This window comes from Variovorax sp. GW531-E2, from assembly GCF_059423125.1.
In genome coordinates, this window is sequence record NZ_JBWKXQ010000072.1 from 19,875 (window position 1) to 35,439 (window position 15,565).

Here is a 15,565-nt window from a genome sequence, read left to right on the forward strand (position 1 = left end):
CCCACCAAACGGCCACCCCTGCCAAACGGCATAGGGCTACCGCTGTCGTTCAGTCGGGCAAAAGTTCGCGAAAGGCGCGGGAGAAATGGGGGCCGTCAGGGCAACCACTGCACCCAGACCATCACCAGGGTGAGCGTGCCCAGCGCCAGCACGGTCGACACGGCGACGCTGGCCGTGACCAGGTCTTCGGCGCTGCGGTAGCGCTGCGAGAACAGGAACACGTTGGCGCCGATGGGCAGCGCCGCCGCCACCACCATCACGGTGAGCGGAATGCCGCGCACGCCCAGCAGCCAGCCGATGAGCGCCACCAGCAGCGGGTGCACGAGGTTCTTCACCAGCGCCTGCACCAGCGCGCCGCGCCAGTGGCGCCCGATGGGCGTGAGCGCGAGCGTGATGCCCACCATCACCAGCGCGACCGGCCCGAAGGCCTGGCCCAGCAGCTGGATCGGCTTGTCGATCACCTCGGGCATCACGAGCCCCGTCTGCGCGAACAGCAGGCCCGCGATGATGGGCAGTGGCACCGGATGGATGATGGCGTTGCGCAGCGCGCGCCCCACGGTGCGCGCCATGGAGCGCCGGTCGGCGCCGCTCACCGCCGCATGCTCGCGCGCCACGGCCAGTTCGAGCACCACGGTGGCGCTGGTCATGAGCACGAGCGAGTGCAGCGAGATCAGCGTGAGCAGCACCACCATGCCGGGCTCGCCGTAGGCCAGGCCGATCAGCGCGATGCCGATCATCACGGTGTTGCTGTAGGTGTTGGCCAGCGCGAGCACCGCGCCCGTGCGGTTGAAGCCGCGCCACGCGAGCGTGGCCGCGAACAGCAGGCCCGAGGCGATGAAGTACGCCGCCACGGGCTTCAGGCTCAACTCCTGCACATGCACCGTGCTCATGGCGCGGAACAGCAGCGCGGGCGCGAGCAGCAGGAAGATGAGGTTCGACAGGTCTTTCACCGCATTGCCGCCGATCCACCGGCGCCGTCCGGCGAGGTAGCCGGCTGCAATGAGGAGAACGACGGGCAGCAGGGAAGAAATGACGAACGAATTCACCCGGCGAGGATAGCGCGCGCCCGCCGCGCGAAAGGCCGGCGCCTCAGAACGTGACGCGCAGGCCCACCTTCAGCGAACGCCCCGGCAGCGGCGCCTTCGGGAACACCGTGGTCGTCAGGATCGAGGTCGGTGTGTAGGCCAGCGTGTTCCCGATGTTGTCCATGCGCGCATACCAGGTGAGGTTGGCGCGCTGCACCTTCATGCGGTAGCTGATGGACGCGTTCCACAGCGTGTACGCGTCCGTCTCGCGCGCGCCCACGCTCGGCACCCGGCGCTGCGCCGCGTTGTAGTCGAAGCCGACGCGCGCGGTCCACGGCCCGTTGCCGTAGGCCAGCGTGGCGCCCAGGCGCAGCGGCGCGATGCGCGGCAGCGGCTCGCCGGTGTCGAGGTTCTTGGCGCGCACGATATCGCCGCGCCACTCGAGGTCGAGCGTGCCCGCGTCGGCCATCCGCGCGAAGCCGTCGGTGCCCAGCAGCCGCAGGTTGCCGTTGGCCTCGATGCCGGTGAAGCGCGCGCGCATGCCGCCGTAGCGGTACTCGGCCAGCGTGTCGGTCGCTTCGGGGTCGGTGACGACCTGCCCTTCCTCGTCGAGCGTGCGGCCCGACGCGGTCAGGCCGATGTAGTTGCGAAAGCGCGTGACGTACGCGTTCACGCGGGCCGTGTTCGGGCCCGACTTCCACTGCGCGCCCAGGTCGAAGCCGGTGGACTTTTCCTTGCCCAGGTTCGGGTCGCCCACTTCCCAGGCCGCCGTGGCCACGTGCGGGCCGTTGGCGAGCAGTTCGTAGTCCTTCGGTGCGCGCTCGGTGTAGGCCAGGTTCGAGGTCAGCTGCCACTGGGGCGTGAGGTTGACCAGCGCGCCGAACGCCGCGCTGTGCGGGTTGAAGGTGCGCTCGCCGATGGCGAAGCGCGTCACCGACAGATCGTCGGGGTAGCCCAGCGAGCGCACCGTGACCTTCTCGGTGCGCGCGCCGAAGCTCAGGCGGCCCCACGAGGTGCCGAGCTCTTCGTGCAGGAACAGCGCGTTGGAGCGCGTGCGGCTGTGCGGCGCGAAGGCCTCCGAGCCGTCGGCGGCGAAACGGTTGGTCTCGCGGCTGAAGCCGACCAGGCCCTCGAGGTTGCCGATCTTTTCGTGCCGCGCCTCGATGCGCAGGTCGTTGCTCAGATTCGAGAAGGTGGTGCCGGCCTCGCGGCCCTCGAACTCGGTGTGGCGGTAGTCGGTGCGGCTCACCTTCGCGTGGATGCTGCGGATGAAGCCGCCCGGGCGCCACTCGCCTTCCAGCGCGTAGCGGTCGGACTTCATGCCGATGGTCACGTCGTCCTCGGCCACGGTGCCGTAGTTGCTGCGGTAGGTGCTGGCCGAGGCGCCGATCCAGCCCTGGCTGAAGAACAGCGTGCCGCCGACCGCGCCGCCATGCGCCTCGTTCTGCGAGTTGCAGATGCGACGCGCGAGCGACAGGCGCCCAGGCTTGCTGCATTCGAGGTCGACCGGCACCGCCACGTCCTTCGAGTCGCGGTTGAAGGCGTCGACGTGCAGGGCGAAGCGGTCGTTGCCGCCTTCGAGCAGCACGCCGCCGCTCTTTTCCTTGTTGCCGCTGGCGTAGCCCAGCTCGGCACGGCCGCCGAAGCCGTTGATGGGCTCGGTGGGGATGCGGTTGTCGATCACGTTGACCACGCCGCCCACGGCGCTGCCGCCGTACTGCAGCGCCGAGGGGCCGCGCAGCACCTCGATGCGCTCGGTCACCAGCGCGTCGACGGGCACCGCGTGGTCGTAGCTCAGCGCCGAGGCGTCGGGCGCGCCGCCGCCGTTCTGCAGGATGCGGATGCGGTCGCCGTCCTGCCCGCGGATGCTGGGGCGGCTGGCGTTGGGGCCGAAGTAGCTGCTGCTCACGCCGGGCAGGTTGTTCAGCGTTTCGCCCAGCGTCGATTCGGAACGCAGCAGCAGCTGGTCGCCCGACAGCGAGGTGGTCGGCGCGATCAGGTCGCTCGCGCCCAGCGGGTTGCCGGTGACGGTGACCTCGCGCAGGCTGGCGGCGTCAGCGGCCGGGGCCGCGGCGGTGTCGGCGGTCTGGGCCAGGCTCGCCACCGAGGCGAGCGAAAGAACGGCAGCGCCGATGGCGTTGCGACGGAATTGGGGGGTCATGAAGAAAGAACACTCGTTGAATCGGGGAACGACCGGCCGCCCTCACCCGCCCGAAGGGGTGCGGCAACCGGAACACGGGGGATTCAGCGAGTGGACGGCGGGCCGCGCGCGTCGAAGAGCGCGACCCAGCGGGCGATGGCTTCGCCCTGCAGATAAGCAAACGTGGCCGCCGGCAGCAGCATCGGCAGCACCACCAGTGGCACGCCGGGCACGCCCGTGCCGTGCGCCAGCTGGTCGTACAGGCGGCAGTCGGCGTCGTCGTGCACGCCGAACAGGCTGGCCAGCGTGTGGCCGGTGACGTGCCGGTGTTCGGCCTGTGCCGTTGCGGCTGCTGCAGCGGCGGGCAGGCCCGGCACGTGCAGCGAACGGTGCATGAGCCCCATCGTGCCCGCGAACCAGAGCGCGAACGCCAGCGCGACGACCAGCGCGCGGGTGGCGCGCGTCATGCGGTTCGGGGTCTGGCGCAGGGTGGCGGACACGGGGCGTGAAAGAAGAGACTCAGGCCTTGACGCGCGAGGCGAAGGTCTTCTGGAACTTCTCGACCTTCGGGCCGACCACGAACGCGCAGTAGCCCTGGTTCGGGTGGTTCAGGAAGTAATCCTGGTGGTAGGCCTCGGCGGTCGAGTAGTTGGCCAGCGGCGCCACTTCGGTCACCACGGGCGAGCTGTAGGTCTTGCTGGCCTCGATCTCGCGGATGACGGATTCGGCGACCTCTTTCTGGGCGTCGCTCGTGGTGTAGATGCCGCTGCGGTACTGGGTGCCGACGTCGTTGCCCTGGCGGTTGAGCGTGGTGGGGTCGTGCACCACGAAGAAGATCTCGAGCAGCTCGCGCAGGCTGATCTGCGCCGGGTCGAATTCGAGCTTCACCACCTCGGCATGGCCGGTGCGGCCGGTGCAGATCTGCTCGTAGCTCGGGTTCAGGGTCTGACCGTTGCTGTAGCCCGATTCGACGTCCAGCACGCCCTGCACCCGGTCGAACACCGCCTCGGTGCACCAGAAGCAGCCTCCGCCGAGCACGATGGTTTCGGTGGGCGACGGTGAGGAAGACATGGCGCGGCTCCGGGTGGGTTGGAAAAAGCGGGGACCGGTATTGTCGCGGCTTGACGGGCCGGATGCCGGTCACTACATTACTAACCCGTCAGTCATTAACACCATGGCCTCCCCCCGTTCCCTCGTCGACAAGTTCTGCCCGCTGCCGTCCAAGCGCGAGCGGCGCAAGGAGGCGCGTCCGGGCGAGCTGCTGGCGGCGGCGCTCGACCTGTTCGTCGAAAAGGGCTTTGCCGCCACCCGCTCGGAAGAAGTGGCGGCCCGCGCCGGCGTGTCCAAGGGCACCCTCTTTCTTTACTTTCCGAGCAAGGAAGAGCTGTTCAAGGCCGTGGTGATCGAAAACCTCGGCGGCCGTTTCACAGAGTGGAACGCCGAATTCGAGGCTTTCGAGGGCACGACGGCCGAGATGCTGCGCTACTGCATGAACGTCTGGTGGGAGCGCGTCGGCCTGACCAAGGCCTCGGGCCTGACCAAGCTGATGATGAGCGAAGGCGGCAATTTTCCCGAGTTGGCAGAGTTCTACCGCCAGCAGGTGGTGCGCCCCGGCCACGACCTGCTGCGCCGCATCCTGCAGCGCGGCATCGACCGCGGCGAGTTCGTGCAAATGGACATCGACCACGCCATCTACTCGGTGGTCGCGCCCATGGTGTTCCTCATGCTCTGGAAGCATTCGGCCATGGTCTGCGTCGACGGCGTGAGCACGCTGGACCCCGAAAAATTCATCGCCACCCAGTGCGAAACCGTGCTTCACGGCCTGTGCGTGCGCCCCGGGAGCCCCGCATGACGGCCATCGGATGGCCGACTGGCGCGGTGGCGTCATCGGCGCGACCTAAAATTGAAGGTTTGTCCCGTCCAGAGCCTTCAAGGAAAGCCACGCCATGAACCCCACGCCCACCCTCGAGCGCTTGCGCTTCAACATGATCGAACAGCAGATCCGTCCCTGGGATGTGCTGGAGTCGGACATCCTCGAGCTGCTGGCCGAGATTCACCGCGAAGACTACGTGCCCGACGCGCACCGCACGCTGTCCTTCTTCGACATGGAACTGCCGCTGCTCGACGGCTCGGTGCCCGGCGAATTCATGCTGTCGCCCAAGGTCGAGGCCCGCACCCTGCAGGACCTGCACATCCAGAAGCACGAATCGGTGCTCGAGATCGGCACCGGCTCCGGCTTCATGGCCGCCCTGCTCGGCGCCCGCGCGGCCCAGGTGCTGTCGCTCGAGATCAACCCCGTGCTGGCCGCCCGCGCCGCCGAGACGCTGCGCAGCAACGGCGTGACCAACGTCGAAGTGCGCCACGCCGACGGCGCCGTGCCCCTGACCAGCGGCCCGAGCTTCGACGTGATCGTGCTCAGCGGCTCGGTCGCGCGCATTCCGCAGAACCTGCTCGGTTCGCTCAAGGTCGGCGGCCGCCTGTCGGCCATCGTCGGCGACGAGCCCATGATGCGCGCCCATTTCGTGACCCGCACCAGCGAAAGCAAGTGGGAAACGATCCAGCCCTGGGACACCGTGGCGCCGCGCCTGCTGAACTTCCCCGAGCCCTCGCGCTTCGCCTTCTGACCGAGCGGCCCACCGAATGATCGATCAAGTCCGCCCCGCCGACCTGGCCGCCTGGTTCGCACAGGACGCCGACGCCGCCCCCGTGCTGCTCGACGTGCGCGAGCCCTGGGAGCTGCAGACGGCGAGCGTCGCGCCGCAGGGCTTCACGCTGGTCGCGATCCCGATGAACGAGATCCCCGGCCGGCTGGCCGAACTCGCCGCCGGCGACGGACAGCCCGCGCCCCGCATCGCCTGCCTGTGCCACCACGGCGCCCGCAGCCAGCGCGTGGCCGCTTTTCTGCACCAGAACGGCTTTGACTCGCTCGCCAACGTGGCGGGGGGCATCGACGCCTGGTCCGCGCAGCACGACCCGAGCGTGCCGCGCTACTGATTCTTTCCCCCCCAAGGACGTTCAATGCCTCCCAGGCCCCGGCTTCTGCCTCTTTCCGCAGCCCTCGCAAGCGCCATTGCGAGCCTGCTCGCACTGCCGGCCCAGGGCCAGACACTGAACGAACTCTACGATTCCGCGCGCGGCTTCGATGCCACCTACCAGGGCGCGCGGGCCCAGTACGAGGCCAACCTGGCGCGCGCCGCGCAGGCCAAGGCCGGCATCCTGCCGGCCGTCGGGCTCACCGCGGGCGTGAACCGCAGCAACCTGGACATCGACACCCTGACCGGCACCGGCCGCGGCAGCAGCGCCTCGCGCGACTTCACCACGCAGAACGTGGGCATCAACGCCACGCAGCCGCTGTACCGCCCCGCCAACTGGGCCACCTACGAGCAGGGCAAGCGCCAGGCCGAAGTGGCGCAGGCGGTGCTCACCATCGCCGAGCAGGACCTCATCGTGCGCGTGAGCCAGGCCTACTTCGACGTGCTCGCCAGCCAGGACAGCCTGGCCCTGGTGCGCGCGCAGAAGGTGGCCGTGGCCGAGCAGCTGGCCTCGGCCAAGCGCAACTTCGAGGTCGGCACTTCCACCATCACCGACTCGCGCGAGGCCCAGGCCCGCTACGACCTCGTGATCGCCCAGGAAATCGCCGCCGAGAACGACCTGCAGGTCAAGAAGGTGGTGCTCGACCAGCTGGTCGGCCGCCCGGGCAGCGTGCCCGTGCCGCTGGCCGCGCCGGTCGTGCTGCCGACCGCGCAGCCCGCCGACATCAACGCCTGGGTGGCGCAGGCCGACGAGGTGCATCCGGCGATCCGCCAGGCGCGCCTGGGCCTGGACGTGGCCGGGCTCGAGGTGCAGAAGGCGCAGGCCGGCCACAAGCCCACGCTGGACGCCAACCTGGGCTACAACGTCACGCGCAACCCGACCGGCACCAGCACCAGCACCGTGGGCACGCGCGTCAACGCCGCCACGGTCGGCGTCACCTTCAACCTGCCGCTGTTCGCGGGCTTCGCCACCGAGAACCGCATCAAGGAAACGCTGGCCCTCGAAGACCAGTCGCGCAGCGTGCTCGAGGGCACGCGCCGCAGCGTGGCGCAGGCCACGCGCGCGGCCTACCTCGGACTGGTGTCGGGTGCGGGGCAGGTGAAGGCGCTCGAAGCCGCCGAGTCCTCCAGCCAGAGCGCGCTCGACGCCAACAAGCTGGGCTACCAGGTGGGCGTGCGCATCAACATCGACGTGCTCAACTCGCAGAGCCAGCTGTTCCAGACCAAGCGCGACCTCGCGCAGGCGCGCTACAACGTGCTGCTGGGCAACCTGAAGCTGCGCCAGGCCAACGGCACGCTGACCACCGACGACATGAACGCGATCAACGCGACGCTGGCGCGCAATGGCAGCACGCCTGCGGTGCCTGCCGCGACCACGGGCGCGCCCGTGGTGCCCGTGACGCCGCCGGCCATTCCGGTGGTGCCGCCGGTGCCGGTGCAGCCGTTCAACCCGCCCGCGCCGACGATGCCATCGGCACCGCCGCCGCCGGTGATCCTGAACCCGCCGGTGCGCTGACCCGGCAACGGGCCGCTCAATCCAGCGTGGGTTCGGCCCGCGCCGCTTCGGACGGCGCGCCGTCGTCGCCGGCCACAGGTGTCGTCACCGGCTCCGCCGCCTGCGCAATCGCCAGCACCGCCGCCGCCGTGCGTTCGGCCGCGCCACGGTTCGACGACGAGAAGGCCAGCGCAGCCTGCGCCATCGCGGCGCGGCGCTCGGGGTTCTCGACCAGCTTGAGCGCGGCCGTCACGGCCTGCTCCATGCCCTCGACGCGCAGCGACGCGCCCGCCGCGAGCGACAGCTGCGCCGCCTCGGCGAAGTTGAAGGTCGAGGGGCCCATGACCACCGGGCAGCCGCAGGCCGCCGGCTCGATGAGGTTCTGCCCGCCCAGCGGCTCGAAGCTGCCGCCGAGCAAGGCCACGTCGGCCAGGCCGTAGTACAGCGCCATCTCGCCCAGCGAATCGCCGAGCCAGATCTCGGCCTCGGCCGGCTGGCCGGCCGCACTGCGGCGTGCCACCGCGAAGCCTTCGGCCTCGATGAGCGCCGCCACTTCGTCGAAACGCTGCGGATGGCGCGGCACGATCATCCATTGCACGTCGTGCACGCGCTTGGCGATCGAGCGGATCGCGCCCTGCTCGGGCGGCACCGGCGAGGTGGCGCCGAAGCGCTTGAGCACCTCCAGCAGCAGCCGTTCCTCGCCGTCGCGCGAGCTGGCCAGCACGACCATCGGACGCGGCAAGTGCTCGCGCAGCGACACGGCCGTGGCCAGCTGCCGCGCGTCGGGCGTGGCGTCGAACTTCAGGTTGCCGTAGATCCCGGCCACCTTGGCGCCCAGCGACACCAGCCGGTGCGCGTCGGCCTCGGTCTGCGCCCAGACGGCGGCGAGCGCCGAGTAGGCCGGCCGCGCCAGCCCGCTGAGCCGTTCGGCCGCGGCGCGCGATTTCTCGTTGAGCCGCGCATTGGCCAGCACCAGCGGAATGCGGCGCTCGGCGCAGGCGGCGGCCATCTCGGGCCAGACCTCGGTTTCCATCAGCACGCCGATGCGCGGCTGGAAGCGGTCGAGAAAGCGGGCGACGGCGCCCGGCGTGTCCCACGGTTGCCAGACCTGCGTGTCGCCCGGCTCGAGCAGCTTGGCGCCCTCTTCGCGGCCCGTGGCGGTGCCGTGCGTGAGCAGGATCGGAATGCCCGGGTACTGGCGCCGCAGCTCGGCGATCAGGATGGCGGCGGCGCGCGTCTCGCCCAGCGAGACGGCGTGCACCCAGCACTGGGCAAAGCCGGTGGTGGCGTCGTCGTAATGGCCGAAGCGCTCCTCGACGGCCACGGCATAGCCGGGCTCGGCGACGGCGCGGCGGCGCAGCTTGCGGCGGACCAGCGGTTGGACGGCGGTGGTGAAGACGCCGTAGAGGCGAAGCAGCAGGGAACGCACAGGTTCTTCAGTGGGCAGCAGCGGCCAGCGTGGCGTCGGGCTTGACCGTCCGCAGCACCGCAAGCATCTCGGTCTCGATGCGTTGGAGCGCCGCCTCGGTCTGGCCTTCGAAGCGCAGCACCAGCACGGGGGTGGTATTGGAAGCGCGGATCAGCCCGAATCCATCGGGCCAGTCCACGCGCAGGCCGTCGATGGTCGAGACCTGGGCGGGCGCGTCGAAGCGCGCGTTCTGCACGAGTTGGGTGACCAGCGCGTGCGGCTCGCCTTCGGCGCAGGCGACGTTCAGTTCAGGGGTCGAGAAGCTGGTGGGCAGCGCATTGAGCACGGCGTTCGCGTCCGGGTGCTTGCTCAGGATCTCGAGCAGGCGGCAGCCGGCGTAGGTGCCGTCGTCGAAACCGTACCAGCGCTCCTTGAAGAAGATGTGGCCGCTCATCTCGCCGCCCAGCGGCGAATCGATTTCCTTCATCTTCGCCTTGATGAGCGAGTGGCCGGTCTTGTAGATCATCGGCGTGCCGCCCGCGGCCTCGATGGCCGGCGCCAGGCGCTGCGAGCACTTCACGTCGTAGACGATGGTGCCGCCGGGCACGCGCGAGAGCACGTCCTGCGCGAAGAGCTGCATCTGGCGGTCGGGGAAGATGTTCTGGCCGTCCTTCGTGACGATGCCCAGCCGGTCGCCGTCGCCGTCGAAAGCCAGGCCCAGCTCGGCCTGGCCCTTGGCCAGTTCGGCCATCAGGTCCCGGAGGTTGTCGGGCTTGCTCGGATCGGGGTGGTGGTTGGGGAAGTTGCCGTCGACCTCGCTGAACAGCTCGACCACGTCGCAGCCGATGGCGCGGAAGATGGCCGGCGCGGTCGCGCCCGCGATGCCGTTGCCCGAATCGACCACGATCTTCATGGGGCGTGCGAGACGGATGTCGCCCACGATGCGCTGCACGTAAGCGTCGGTCACGTCGACCTTGCGCACGCTGCCGCCGGGCGCCAGCGTGGCGCTGCCGTCTTCCATGGTCTTGCGCAGGCCCTGGATCTCGTCGCCGTAGATCGCGCGGCCGGCCAGCACCATCTTGAAGCCGTTGTAGTCCTTCGGGTTGTGGCTGCCCGTGACCTGGATGCCGCTGGTGCACAGCGTGTGGGCCGCGAAGTACAGCATCGGGGTCGTGACCGCGCCGATGTCGATCACCTCGACGCCGGTGGCGACCAGGCCGTCGATCAGCGCGTCCACCAGCGCCGGGCCCGACAGGCGGCCGTCGCGGCCCACGGCCACCGCGGTCTCGCCGGCCGCGCGGGCTGCGCTGCCGAAGGCACGGCCCAGCGCCTCGGCCACTTCGACATCGAGACTGAGGGGCACGACGCCGCGGATGTCATAGGCCTTGAAGATCGATGCGCTGAGCTGCATGAAGGGCGGGGTCACTGTTGGTTCGGAGTCGGGCATTGTAGGCAACGCGTTGTAGACATCGATGTCCGAAAACGGCCAGTTGAAACGAGTCGAAACCGTATCATTTCCCCATGTCTACCGCCCACGCCCCCACCGAAGTGCTCGAGAGCGACGCCTGCTACCTGGCGATGAAGACGCACGACGCGCGCTTCGACGGCTCGTTCTTCACGGCCGTGACCTCCACCGGCATCTACTGCCGGCCGGTGTGCCGCGTGAAGCTGCCGCGGCGCGAGAACTGCCGCTTCTTCCGCCACGCGGCCCAGGCCGAGGCCGCGGGCTTTCGGCCCTGCCTGCGCTGCCGGCCCGAGCTGGCGCCGCGCGCGGCCAGCTGGTCGACCGAAGATGCCTCGCGCATCCTCGCGCTGCAGGCGGCGCGGCTCATCGACGAGCCCGATGCCTGGGCCGAGGAAGGCCCCGGCGCGGCGCAGATCGCGGCCCGCCTGGGCGTGAGCGACCGCCATCTGCGGCGCATCTTCGAGGCGCAGTTCGGCGTGTCGCCACTGCAGTACCTGCAGACGCGCCGCCTGCTGGCCGCCAAGCAGCTCATCGCCGACACGCGCCTGCCGATGACCCAGGTGGCGCTGGCCAGCGGCTTCGCGAGCGTGCGGCGCTTCAATGCGGCCTTCGTGGAGCACTACGGGCTCAACCCGAGCGCGCTGCGCCGCGCGGGCGGCACCGAAGGGGGCGAAGGCAAGGCCATCGAGGTGCGGCTGGGTTTTCGCCCGCCCTACGACGCCAACGCCATGCTCGGCTTCTTCGCACGGCGCGCGCTGCGCGGCGTCGAGACCGTGCACACCGCCGACGGCAAGGAGCCCGCCAAGGGCAGTACGCCCACCTATGTGCGGCTGGCGCGCACGCTGCGCGTGCAACAAGGCGGACAGACGCACGCCGGCTGGCTGCAGCTGCGCTTCGACCTCGAACGCGAGCAGGTGCTGCTGGCCGTGAGTGATTCGCTGGCCGCGGTGCTGCCCATCGTCATCAGCCGCGCACGCGCCCTGTTCGACCTCGACGCGGAGCCGATGGCCATCAACGCCGCGCTGCATGCGGCCTTTCCGCACGGCGACGGGCTGCGCGTGCCAGGCACGGTCGACGGTTTCGAGCTCGCGGTGCGCGCGGTGCTGGGCCAGCAGATCACCGTGGCCGCGGCGCGCACGCTGGGCTCGCGGCTGGTCGAGGCCTTCGGCGACGCGATCGACACGCCCATCGACGGCCTGACCCGCCTGTTCCCTACGCCCGCCGCGCTGGCAGCGGCCAGCGGCGATGCGCTCGGGCAGCTGGGCATCGTGCGCCAACGGCAGGCCGCGCTGCAGGCCATCGCGCGCGAAGTGGCCTCGGGCCGGCTGGCGCTGCATGCGGGCGCCGACGTGCCCTCCACCCTCGCGGCGCTGCAGGAGCTGCCCGGCATCGGCGCCTGGACCGCGCAGTACATCGCGATGCGCGCCCTGCGCTGGCCCGACGCCTTTCCCGCCGGCGACGTGGCCCTGCAGAAGGCGCTGGGCGTGACCACCGCGCGCGCCGCGGGCGAGGCCTCGCAGGCCTGGCGCCCCTGGCGCAGCTACGCGGTGCTGCGGGCCTGGCACACGCCGCCCGCGCCCTCCGAACCGGCATCGGCCGCCGCGCCGACCGCCACTTCTTCCGACCTCGCAACGGCAGGCCCTGTGCCTGAAAGACCATGAAATTCAAGCGCACCGTCATTTACACCTCGCACACCGACACGCCGCTGGGCGGCGTCACGATGGCCGCCACCGACCAGGGCCTGGCCGGCGTCTGGTTCGACCACCAGCGCCACTGGCCCGACACCACGGGCTGGCAGACCAAGGACGACCACCCCGCGCTGGTCGAGGCCGCCGCGCAGCTGCGCGACTACTTCGCGGGCCGCCGCAGCCACTTCGACATTCAGCTCGACCTGTCGCACGGCACCGCCTTCCAGCAGAGCGTGTGGCAGGCGCTGCTGGCCATCCCGGCCGGCGAGACCACGACCTACGGCACGCTGAGCCAGCGCGTGGGCAACCCGGCCGCGGTGCGCGCGGTGGGCGCGGCGGTCGGGCGCAACCCGATCAGCGTGATCGTGCCCTGCCACCGCGTGCTGGGTGCAGACGGCTCGCTGACCGGTTACGCTGGCGGGCTCGAGCGCAAGACCGCCTTGCTCGAACTCGAGACCGGCAAGTAAGACAGAAGAAAACACCGCCCATGGCACAGCGCCACATCCCCTCGATGTGGCGCCGCGCCATTCCCCAAAGAGACGCATGACCACAACGAACAACAACACCACCGTCGCTCCTTCGCCTTCGCCCGCTCCCGCCGCGCTCGCACCGAAGGCGTGGCTCGTCGATCTCGTGCTTCTGGGCGCGCTGTGGGGCGCCTCTTTCCTGTTCATGCGCATCGGCGCGGCGGAGTTCGGCGCGCTGCCGACGGCCGCCGTGCGCGTGGCCATCGCGGCGCTGTTCCTTCTGCCGATCGCGCTGCTGCGCGGCCAGGGGCCGTCGATCGCGAAGCACTGGAAGGCCAGCCTCACGGTCGGCATCTTCAACTCGGGCATGCCCTTCGCGCTGTTCTGCTTCGCGCTGCTGACCATCAACACCGGCCTGGCGGCGGTGCTCAACGCCACCACGCCGATGTTCGGCGCGCTGGTGGCCTGGGCCTGGTTCCGCGAGCGGCCGAACGGCTCGCGCCTCGTCGGCCTGGTGATCGGTTTCGCGGGCGTCGCGATGCTCGCCAGCCGCAGCGCCGGCCTGCATGCCGGCGCCAGCAACCATGCCGCGCTGTGGGCCGTGCTGGCCTGCCTGGCGGCCTGCCTGTGCTACGGCATCTCGGCCAGCGCCACGCGGCGCCACCTGTCCGGCGTGCCCGCGCTGACCACGGCCACGGGCAGCCAGATCGGCGCCAGCCTGTTCCTCGCGCTGCCCGCGATCTGGCTCTGGCCCGCGCAGATGCCCAGCCTACGCGCATGGCTGGCGCTGCTGGCCCTGGGCATCGCCTGCACGGGCGTGGCCTACATCCTGTTCTTCCGGCTGATCGAACGCGCCGGCCCGGCCCGCGCCCTCACCGTGACCTTCCTCGTGCCGGTGTTCGCGCTGTTCTACGGCGCCGTGTTCCTGGGCGAACAGATCACGCAGTGGATGCTGATCTGCGCCTTCGTGATCGTGTGCGGCGTGGCGCTGTCGACCGGCATCGTCAAGCTGCCGTCGCTGCGCAAGGCCGCGGGCTGAGCTTTCTTCAGACCACGCCGGCCACCACGTTCACCGACAGGGCCAGCACCAGCATGTTGAAGGCGAAGGCAAGCACGCTGTGGACCAGCGTGATGCGCCGCATCTCGTGCGAAGTGGCCTGCACGTCCGACACCTGCGAGGTCATGCCGATCACGTAGGCGTAGTACATGAAGTCGAAGTAGTCGGGCGCTTCCTTGCCCGGAAAGTCGAGCCCGCCGTCGGAGGCGCTGTCCTTGCGGTCGATGTAGTAGCGGTGCGCGTAGTGGAAGGCGTAGATCGTGTGCATCATCAGCCACGAGCCCGCCAGTGCCACCAGCCCCAGCGCCACGTGCGCACCGCGCGCCCAGCCGCTGAGCTGGCGCACCTGCTGCAGCAGCATCGCGATGGCGACCACGCTCACGCCCACCGCCACCAGCATCGACACCAGGATCACGACGTTGGGCTGGTCCAGCTGCTGCGCGCGCTCGCGCGTGCGCTGGGCATCGAAGGTCTCGGCCAGCCACCAGCTGAGCACCTGGTACACCGCCACGCCCGCGCACCAGCCGGCCAGCGCGCGCGCCGTGAGGCCCATCGGCCAGGGCACGAGCGCCACCGCGACGGCCGCCGCAGCCCCGTAGAGAAGACGTTGGGGACCGGTGGTGGTGGAAAGGTGTTCGCGCATGGGCGGACTGTAGCGCCGCGGCATGCATCGGCGTGCGATCGGCGATTTCCTACAGGCACATCGGCCAACGGCGCATGCGCAGCGCGGTGCCACGTCACTAAGGTGATGCGGTTTCAGGGAGCCTCAGCCCGGAGGCATTGCGCCATCACATGCCCGAGGCATCTTTCACCCGAAGGATTTCTTTCATGCTGTTGCTTCGTTCGCGTCCGTTCGACGGGACCGCGAGATTCGGCGCCCTGGCCGGAACCGGTGCCCTCTCCCTTCTTTGCTTCGCGCCCTTTGCTGCGGCCGAGCCCTCGCCGGCGCTGGACCGTTTCAGCTTCTCGGTGGGGGCCTTCAGTGCCGACCCCAAGTTCAGTGCCTCGGTCGAAACCCCCTACGGCGTGCTGCGCTCGAACGAGCTCAAGCCGGGCCGCGTGACCATGCCGCGCATCTCGGCCGATGTGTTGATCGGCGATAGCCAGGGCCTGTCTTTCGACTACTACCGCTACAAGCGTGACTACGAAGGACAGGTGGCGGGCAACACCTCGTTCGGCAGCTTCGGCTCGCTGAGCGCCATCGGCAACGCGAACCTCTCGGCCCAGCTCGACTTCGCCAAGCTCGCCTACAAGTGGTGGCTCGGCTCGGGCAACACCGTCTTCGGCCTGGGCGCCGGCGCGGCCTACTACCGCGCGACGCTCGGTGCCAGCGCGCTGGTCGGCGTGAACGGACAGGTGCGTTCGGTCAGCGAGCGCTCCAGCGACAACGCCATCGCGCCCCTGCTCGAGGTCGGCGTGCGCCACGCGATCACGCCCGACCTGCGGCTGTTCGCCGACGCCTCCGGCGTGTGGAAAAGCAGCGGCCGCTTCCACGGCAACATCTACAACGCCGCAGCCGGCGTGGAGTGGTTTCCGGTGAAGAACGTGGGCCTGGTGCTGTCGTATGGCGTGACCAACATCGACCTCACGCGCGAGGGCGGCTTCGCCGATTCGCGCCTGAAGGTGCGGCTGCAGGGACCTTCGGCCTTCCTCAAGGCCCGCTTCTGACGCGGCCCCGGCGGGCGGCCGGCGCCGCATAGCCACTCTTCGCAAGACCGGCAGGCGGTGCCGGTCTTAGTCTGCGCTCCGATCGAACACCCCCAACGACCGGAGACACGCCCCCATGCC

The 15,565-nt window shown here is 70.0% G+C and carries 15 protein-coding genes; 8 read left to right on the top strand and 7 right to left on the bottom strand.

Features of this window, described 5'->3' with window-relative positions:
* Positions 1 to 95: 95 nt before the first annotated feature.
* The 4 genes from AC07XP_RS28350 to msrA form a co-directional block, all read right to left on the bottom strand.
* A complete protein-coding gene (locus AC07XP_RS28350) occupies positions 96 to 1,046 on the bottom strand; it encodes an AEC family transporter (protein ID WP_070062462.1) in 951 nt (316 codons plus the stop codon).
* A 43-nt stretch (positions 1,047 to 1,089) separates the two neighbouring features.
* The gene (locus AC07XP_RS28355; RefSeq protein ID WP_495266533.1) at positions 1,090 to 3,186 is read right to left on the bottom strand and encodes a TonB-dependent receptor; all 2,097 of its coding nucleotides are present in this window, start codon (positions 3,184 to 3,186) and stop codon (positions 1,090 to 1,092) included.
* A gap of 83 nt (positions 3,187 to 3,269) precedes the next feature.
* Positions 3,270 to 3,665, bottom strand: coding sequence for a hypothetical protein (locus AC07XP_RS28360; RefSeq protein ID WP_495266534.1), 396 nt, complete (start codon positions 3,663 to 3,665; stop codon positions 3,270 to 3,272).
* 19 nt (positions 3,666 to 3,684) lie between these two features.
* Entirely contained in the window at positions 3,685 to 4,236 is a 552-nt protein-coding gene (gene msrA, locus AC07XP_RS28365) for a peptide-methionine (S)-S-oxide reductase MsrA (protein ID WP_492699282.1), read from the bottom strand.
* A 103-nt stretch (positions 4,237 to 4,339) separates the two neighbouring features.
* Here msrA and AC07XP_RS28370 point away from each other — a divergent pair, with 103 nt between their 5' ends.
* The 4 genes from AC07XP_RS28370 to AC07XP_RS28385 all read left to right on the top strand — a co-directional run bounded on the left by AC07XP_RS28370 (position 4,340) and on the right by AC07XP_RS28385 (position 7,713).
* The gene (locus AC07XP_RS28370; protein ID WP_159270835.1) at positions 4,340 to 5,017 is read left to right on the top strand and encodes a TetR/AcrR family transcriptional regulator; all 678 of its coding nucleotides are present in this window, start codon (positions 4,340 to 4,342) and stop codon (positions 5,015 to 5,017) included.
* 94 nt (positions 5,018 to 5,111) lie between these two features.
* Complete coding sequence (locus AC07XP_RS28375; protein ID WP_369646241.1) at positions 5,112 to 5,789, top strand: protein-L-isoaspartate O-methyltransferase family protein; 678 nt, start codon at positions 5,112 to 5,114, stop codon at positions 5,787 to 5,789.
* 16 nt (positions 5,790 to 5,805) lie between these two features.
* Complete coding sequence (locus AC07XP_RS28380; protein ID WP_070062458.1) at positions 5,806 to 6,159, top strand: rhodanese-like domain-containing protein; 354 nt, start codon at positions 5,806 to 5,808, stop codon at positions 6,157 to 6,159.
* A gap of 24 nt (positions 6,160 to 6,183) precedes the next feature.
* Positions 6,184 to 7,713, top strand: a complete 1,530-nt coding sequence (locus AC07XP_RS28385) for a TolC family outer membrane protein (protein WP_062469804.1) — start codon at positions 6,184 to 6,186, stop codon at positions 7,711 to 7,713.
* A gap of 16 nt (positions 7,714 to 7,729) precedes the next feature.
* Here the strand turns inward: AC07XP_RS28385 and AC07XP_RS28390 are convergent, their stop codons facing one another.
* Positions 7,730 to 9,121, bottom strand: a complete 1,392-nt coding sequence (locus AC07XP_RS28390) for a 3-deoxy-D-manno-octulosonic acid transferase (protein WP_390342271.1) — start codon at positions 9,119 to 9,121, stop codon at positions 7,730 to 7,732.
* 7 nt (positions 9,122 to 9,128) lie between these two features.
* Complete coding sequence (locus AC07XP_RS28395) at positions 9,129 to 10,511, bottom strand: phosphomannomutase/phosphoglucomutase (protein WP_495266535.1); 1,383 nt, start codon at positions 10,509 to 10,511, stop codon at positions 9,129 to 9,131.
* A gap of 110 nt (positions 10,512 to 10,621) precedes the next feature.
* Between AC07XP_RS28395 and AC07XP_RS28400 the strand changes: the two genes are divergently transcribed.
* From AC07XP_RS28400 to AC07XP_RS28410, 3 genes are all read left to right on the top strand, one after another.
* Complete coding sequence (locus AC07XP_RS28400; RefSeq protein WP_495266536.1) at positions 10,622 to 12,226, top strand: DNA-3-methyladenine glycosylase 2 family protein; 1,605 nt, start codon at positions 10,622 to 10,624, stop codon at positions 12,224 to 12,226.
* The gene (locus AC07XP_RS28405; protein ID WP_495266537.1) at positions 12,223 to 12,720 is read left to right on the top strand and encodes a methylated-DNA--[protein]-cysteine S-methyltransferase; all 498 of its coding nucleotides are present in this window, start codon (positions 12,223 to 12,225) and stop codon (positions 12,718 to 12,720) included. The genes AC07XP_RS28400 and AC07XP_RS28405 overlap by 4 nt, the downstream gene beginning before the upstream one ends.
* 76 nt (positions 12,721 to 12,796) lie before the next feature.
* On the top strand, positions 12,797 to 13,759 hold the full coding sequence (locus AC07XP_RS28410; protein WP_390342265.1) for a DMT family transporter: 963 nt from the start codon (positions 12,797 to 12,799) through the stop codon (positions 13,757 to 13,759).
* 7 nt (positions 13,760 to 13,766) lie between these two features.
* On the opposite strand, the gene AC07XP_RS28415 is transcribed toward AC07XP_RS28410, so the two are convergent.
* A complete protein-coding gene (locus tag AC07XP_RS28415; RefSeq protein ID WP_070062606.1) occupies positions 13,767 to 14,420 on the bottom strand; it encodes a DUF1345 domain-containing protein in 654 nt (217 codons plus the stop codon).
* Between the two features lie 185 nt (positions 14,421 to 14,605).
* On the opposite strand from AC07XP_RS28415, the gene AC07XP_RS28420 reads away from it, so the two are divergent.
* The gene (locus AC07XP_RS28420) at positions 14,606 to 15,445 is read left to right on the top strand and encodes a hypothetical protein (protein ID WP_495266538.1); all 840 of its coding nucleotides are present in this window, start codon (positions 14,606 to 14,608) and stop codon (positions 15,443 to 15,445) included.
* Positions 15,446 to 15,565 lie beyond the last annotated feature (120 nt).

What these genes read in the sequence shown, in the direction of transcription:
- msrA (WP_492699282.1), bottom strand. Translation starts at nt 4,236, where the DNA reads ATGTCTTCCTCACCGTCGCCCACCGAAACCATCGTGCTCGGCGGAGGC.
- AC07XP_RS28355 (WP_495266533.1), bottom strand. Translation starts at nt 3,186, where the DNA reads ATGACCCCCCAATTCCGTCGCAACGCCATCGGCGCTGCCGTTCTTTCG.
- AC07XP_RS28405 (WP_495266537.1), top strand. Translation starts at nt 12,223, where the DNA reads ATGAAATTCAAGCGCACCGTCATTTACACCTCGCACACCGACACGCCG.
- AC07XP_RS28370 (WP_159270835.1), top strand. Translation starts at nt 4,340, where the DNA reads ATGGCCTCCCCCCGTTCCCTCGTCGACAAGTTCTGCCCGCTGCCGTCC.
- AC07XP_RS28395 (WP_495266535.1), bottom strand. Translation starts at nt 10,511, where the DNA reads ATGCAGCTCAGCGCATCGATCTTCAAGGCCTATGACATCCGCGGCGTC.
- AC07XP_RS28385 (WP_062469804.1), top strand. Translation starts at nt 6,184, where the DNA reads ATGCCTCCCAGGCCCCGGCTTCTGCCTCTTTCCGCAGCCCTCGCAAGC.
- AC07XP_RS28420 (WP_495266538.1), top strand. Translation starts at nt 14,606, where the DNA reads ATGCTGTTGCTTCGTTCGCGTCCGTTCGACGGGACCGCGAGATTCGGC.
- AC07XP_RS28375 (WP_369646241.1), top strand. Translation starts at nt 5,112, where the DNA reads ATGAACCCCACGCCCACCCTCGAGCGCTTGCGCTTCAACATGATCGAA.
- AC07XP_RS28415 (WP_070062606.1), bottom strand. Translation starts at nt 14,420, where the DNA reads ATGCGCGAACACCTTTCCACCACCACCGGTCCCCAACGTCTTCTCTAC.
- AC07XP_RS28380 (WP_070062458.1), top strand. Translation starts at nt 5,806, where the DNA reads ATGATCGATCAAGTCCGCCCCGCCGACCTGGCCGCCTGGTTCGCACAG.
- AC07XP_RS28410 (WP_390342265.1), top strand. Translation starts at nt 12,797, where the DNA reads ATGACCACAACGAACAACAACACCACCGTCGCTCCTTCGCCTTCGCCC.
- AC07XP_RS28400 (WP_495266536.1), top strand. Translation starts at nt 10,622, where the DNA reads ATGTCTACCGCCCACGCCCCCACCGAAGTGCTCGAGAGCGACGCCTGC.